Source organism: Actinomycetospora sp. TBRC 11914 (assembly GCF_012933465.1).
Classification (GTDB): domain Bacteria; phylum Actinomycetota; class Actinomycetes; order Mycobacteriales; family Pseudonocardiaceae; genus Actinomycetospora.
Map to the genome: position 1 here is coordinate 1 of NZ_JABBND010000042.1, position 4,965 is coordinate 4,965.

Annotated in this window: 3 protein-coding genes; all 3 read left to right on the plus strand. The window is 75.3% G+C overall.

Annotated features, from left to right (window positions below):
• Positions 1 to 211: 211 nt before the first annotated feature.
• From ssb to HH311_RS30680, 3 genes are read left to right on the plus strand one after another with little or no spacing between them, the layout of a single operon-like run.
• Positions 212 to 781 carry a single-stranded DNA-binding protein gene (ssb, locus tag HH311_RS30670; RefSeq protein ID WP_169187528.1) on the plus strand — a complete coding sequence of 190 codons (570 nt, stop codon included), beginning with the start codon at positions 212 to 214 and terminating at the stop codon, positions 779 to 781.
• A 53-nt stretch (positions 782 to 834) separates the two neighbouring features.
• The gene (gene ettA / locus HH311_RS30675) at positions 835 to 2,511 is read left to right on the plus strand and encodes an energy-dependent translational throttle protein EttA (protein ID WP_169187529.1); all 1,677 of its coding nucleotides are present in this window, start codon (positions 835 to 837) and stop codon (positions 2,509 to 2,511) included.
• Positions 2,512 to 2,561: 50 nt separating this feature from the next.
• The gene (locus HH311_RS30680) at positions 2,562 to 4,907 is read left to right on the plus strand and encodes a hypothetical protein (protein ID WP_169187530.1); all 2,346 of its coding nucleotides are present in this window, start codon (positions 2,562 to 2,564) and stop codon (positions 4,905 to 4,907) included.
• Positions 4,908 to 4,965: the final 58 nt, after the last annotated feature.

A 4,965-nucleotide genomic window follows, 5' to 3' on the forward strand; every position in this document is an offset into this window, starting at 1 on the left:
CGAAAGCCCCGCCGATTCGTCGGCGGGGCTTTTTCGTGCGCCCGTTCGGCCGACGCGGCGGGAGCCGATCGGCCCTGCCGGCCGTCCACAGCGGCACCGAGCCCCGAGGTGTCCACAAGTGGGCCCGCCGACGTTCCCGTTCCACCTGCGCGTCGGTGCACCGTGTCCTCCGGGACCGCTCCCACCGGGGCGCGGCTCGGGAGGAGGAACGATGGTCAACGAGACCTGGACGACCGTGGTCGGCAACGTCGCGAACGACGTCAGCTGGCGGCGCACGACCAACGGCGGGGAGGTCGCGAACTTCCGGGTGATGAGCACCGAACGGCGCTTCGACCCCGAGACCGGGTCGTGGCAGGACGGAGCGCGTCTCGCCGTACGCGTCAGCTGCTGGCGGCGGCTCGGCGAGAACGTCCGGACGTGCATCGCCAAGGGCGACCCCGTGGTCGTCATCGGAAAGCTCTCGGTGCGGGAGTACGAGGCCGACGGCGTCCGGCGGACCTCCACCGAGCTCGAGGCGCGCAGCGTCGGTCTCGACCTGTCGAGGGTCGCCGCCAAGGTGGTGCCGGCCGAGCCCGGTGCCGGCGGTCGCCCCGTCGCGGACGTCACCGGCCTCGCCGTCGTGGAGGGGCCGACCTCGGCGACCGACGCCGACCCCGAGCTCGTCGGGACGGTCGGCGCGCCGTCCGCGGTGGGGCCGTTCGGAGGCGTGATGGGCGGCGCGTCGCCCCTCGGCGGGGAGGAGAGCGACGACGACCTCGACAAGGCGGCGCTGGCCGGCTGAGCGCACCACCCGGGCCCGGGGACGGCCGCGGCGCGCCAACTACCATCGAGGGCGTGGCTGAGTTCATCTACACCATGAAGAAGGTTCGCAAAGCCCACGGCGACAAGGTGGTCCTCGACGACGTCACGCTGAGCTTCCTCCCGGGGGCGAAGATCGGCGTGGTCGGGCCCAACGGCGCGGGCAAGTCGAGCGTTCTCAAGATCATGGCGGGACTCGACCAGCCCAACAACGGCGAGGCGTTCGCCGCCCCCGAGGCCACGGTCGGGATCCTGCAGCAGGAGCCCCCGCTCAACGAGGAGAAGACGGTCCTCGGCAACGTCCAGGAGGGCGCCGGGGACGTGGCGGTGAAGCTCCAGCGGTACAACGAGATCGCCGAGCTCATGGCCACCGACTACTCCGACGAGCTCATGGAGGAGATGGGCAAGCTCCAGGAGGACCTCGACAACGCCGACGCCTGGGACCTCGACTCCCAGCTCCAGCAGGCCATGGACGCCCTGCGCTGCCCGCCGGGCGACTCCCCGGTCACGCACCTCTCCGGAGGTGAGCGACGCCGGGTGGCGCTGTGCAAGCTCCTGCTGAGCAAGCCCGACCTGCTGCTGCTCGACGAGCCGACCAACCACCTCGACGCCGAGAGTGTGCAGTGGCTCGAGGGCCACCTCGCCAGCTACGAGGGCGCGGTGCTGGCCGTCACCCACGACCGGTACTTCCTCGACAACGTCGCGCAGTGGATCCTCGAGCTGGACCGCGGCCGGGCGTACCCCTACGAGGGCAACTACTCGACCTACCTCGAGAAGAAGGCCGAGCGCGTCGCCGTCCAGGGCCGCAAGGACGCCAAGCTCCGCAAGCGTCTCGCGGACGAGCTGGCGTGGGTGCGGTCGGGCGCCAAGGCGCGTCAGGCCAAGAGCCGGTCGCGTCTGGCCCGCTACGAGGAGATGGCCGCCGAGGCCGAGAAGACCCGGAAGCTGGACTTCGAGGAGATCCAGATCCCGCCGGGGCCGCGCCTCGGGAACGTCGTCGTCGAGGTCTCGCACCTCGACAAGGGCTTCGACGACCGCCTGCTCATCAAGGACCTGTCGTTCTCGCTGCCGCCCAACGGCATCATCGGCGTGATCGGCCCCAACGGCGTCGGCAAGACGACCCTGTTCAAGACCATCGTCGGCCTCGAGCAGCCCGACTCGGGCACGGTGCGGGTCGGGGACACGGTGAAGCTGTCCTACGTCGACCAGAACCGCTCCGGTCTCTCGGGCACCGAGAACGTCTGGCAGGTCGTGTCCGACGGTCTCGACTTCATCCAGGTCGGGAACGTGGAGATGCCGTCCCGGGCCTACGTCTCGGCGTTCGGTTTCAAGGGCCCCGACCAGCAGAAGCCGGTCAACGTCCTCTCCGGCGGCGAGCGCAACCGACTGAACCTGGCGCTCACCCTCAAGCAGGGCGGCAACCTGCTCCTGCTCGACGAGCCGACGAACGACCTCGACGTGGAGACCCTCTCGTCGCTGGAGAACGCGCTCGAGAACTTCCCGGGATGCGCGGTCGTGGTGTCCCACGACCGCTGGTTCCTCGACCGGGTGTGCACCCACATCCTGGCGTGGGAGGGCACCGACGACCACCCGGCCTCCTGGTTCTGGTTCGAGGGCAACTTCGCCGACTACGAGCAGAACAAGATCCAGCGGCTGGGCGCCGACGCGGCGCGGCCGCACCGGGTCACGCACCGCAAGCTCACCCGCGACTGAGTCCCGCCCGCGGAACGGAATCCGCGGTCGACGCCGAGAAGGGAGCGCTCGTGGCGACACCGGGGGAGCACGGTGCGCTCTCCGCGCGCGCCGTCCTCGAGGTGGCCGACGGGCTGCGGTGGACCGATCCCCGTCTCGGCGCCGCGCTGGCGGAGCACGCCCTGCGCCTCGCCGGTGACGACGACACGGTCCGGACGGCGGCGGAGCGCTCGGTCATCCGGTCGTTGGCCGAGATCGATCGTTTCGACGAGGTGGTGTCCCGCGCCGCGCCGCTGCTCGACGCCGCCCTGGAGCGGGAGGACCGCGCCGAGGTCGCCGGGCTCCTGGCCGACCTCGCGGCCGTGGCGGTCGGGGTCGCCGACGACGCCCTCCCCGCGGGCCTCCTCGAGCCCCTCGCGGCGGAGACGGGGCTGCCGGGGCACACGGTCGCCCAGGCGGCCCTCGTGCGGGCCCAGCTCGCCGCTTCCGCCGGCGACGTCGCCGCCGCGGACCGGGCGGCGGAGGAGGCGGCCGCGGCGCTCCGGGACGTCGCCGCGCCCGAGGCCGACCTCGTGCGCCGGGACCTCGCGCGGGCCCGGGCGGCCGCCCGGCGCCGCAGTGGCGACGCGGCGTCCGCGCTGACGATCGTCGCGGGGGTGGCCTCGAGCGGGCCCGGTACCGACCCCGACGGCGGGCGGCGCTCCCTGCTCGCCGCGGCCGACGAGGTGGAGCTGCTCCTCGATCTCGGGCGGCGGGACGACGCGCTCGCCCGCGCCCGCACCGTGCTCCCCCCGGGCGACGCGCCGCCGGCCGTGGTCCGCCCCGCCGCGCGCGTGCGGCTGCTGCTGGCCGAGCGCGTCCACCTCGCGGAGGGCGCCCACGCCGACGCGCAGGCACTGGCCCGGGGGACGGCCACCGAGCTCGAGTCCGCCGGCCACGAGGCGGCGGCGGCCCGCGCCTGGGAGCTCGTCGCGGCGGCGGCCGAGCGCGGCGGCGAGCTCGGGGCGGCGCTGGCGGCCGTCCGCCGCGCGCACGAGCTGGAGTCACGCAGCCGCGACCGTCGCGACCCGGCGCTCCGCGTGCTCACGATGATCGCCGCGTCCCGACCGGACCTCCCGGCTCCGCCCGCCCGTCCGCCCTCGCCGACGCGCCCGAACGACCCGGCGTCGGCCCCGCCGCCGGAGACCCCGTCCGGGGAGGCGCGACTCTCGGACACCGACGACGGGGTCCCGCTGCCGCGCCGACGCCACCGTCAGGACGAGGTCGACGACCCGCTCCGGATGCCGGGCTCGGAGACGGTGCCGGAGGCGCTCGCCCGGCTCCTGGGCGCGTCCAGCCCGGCGGGGAGCCCGTCCGACACCGGCCCGGAGCGGGTCAACGGCACCCACGTCGACGACATCGGGCGCGGCCCCGAGCCCGAGAGCGACCAGCCGTCCGCACCGCCGTCGGGATCGGCCCGGCGCTCCCGGCACGCGGCCGACGCCCAGGGGACGACGCCGACCGAGCCTTCCCTGGGCCCGGTACTCCCGGAGTCCCCGTCGCTCGACGGGCCGTGGCCGACCCTCGACCCCTTCTCGGCCGACCGGGCCGGCCCGCCCGACCGGGACGATGGCGCCGAGGCCACGCCGCGCGGCCTGTCGGGCTCCTGGACGCTCGAGCACCCGACGACGTGGGGGTCCCCGGACCCGGCGGAGTTCCCGCACATCGATCCGGCCGATCCGCTCGGGACGGGGATGCCCTCCGGGGCGCCGGAGCGGCCGGCGGCGCCCGTGCCGACCGACGACGGGCCCCCGGCGGCCCCCGCTCCGCAGGAGGACCCGGAGCGCAGACCACCGCCGGGGTCGTCCGCGCCCGGGACTCCGGGGCAGCCGGCCCCACCATGGTCGACGCCACCGCGGACGACGACGCCGGACGAGCGCCCCGACGCCGTGTCGCCGGGCACGGCGCGCTCGGGACCGTCGCCCACGACGCCTCCGCGGGGCGACCGAGGCGGGGGTACCTCCCCCCGGGAGGGAAGCCCGGCGCCGGTACCGACGGGGTTCGACCCCGCCGACCCCGACGGCGAGCTGGCGCTCACCCTGGCGGGCCTGCTCGCCGAGTACCAGCCGGTCGACGACCCGCCCCCGGAGCGGGACCGCCCGGACGTCGCCGTGCCCTCGGCCCGGACCCACGTCTCGGGCTCGATGCCCGTGCCCGTGGCGGACCAACGGTTCACCCCACGTCCCGGTGCCGCGCCCCACCCGGCGTCGCCGGCGGGCGGGACCCTCGACGGTCGGGCGCGTCGAGGGGAGAACGGCGCCCGCCTCGCCGACCTGCTGGCGGAGGCCATGGACGCCTTCCGGCACACCGGTCCCGGGAACGGGGCGGGGGGCAACGGCGACGGCCGAGGCTCCGGAGTGGCCTCACCCCGCCGCTGACCAGGGCGGATGATCTCGGGGGACCCCCCGCTGCAGGACCCCTCGCGGGGTGTGTAAA

Excerpts from the sequence above, each read along its gene's own strand:
- ssb (WP_169187528.1), top strand. The coding sequence starts at position 212 with ATGGTCAACGAGACCTGGACGACCGTGGTCGGCAACGTCGCGAACGAC.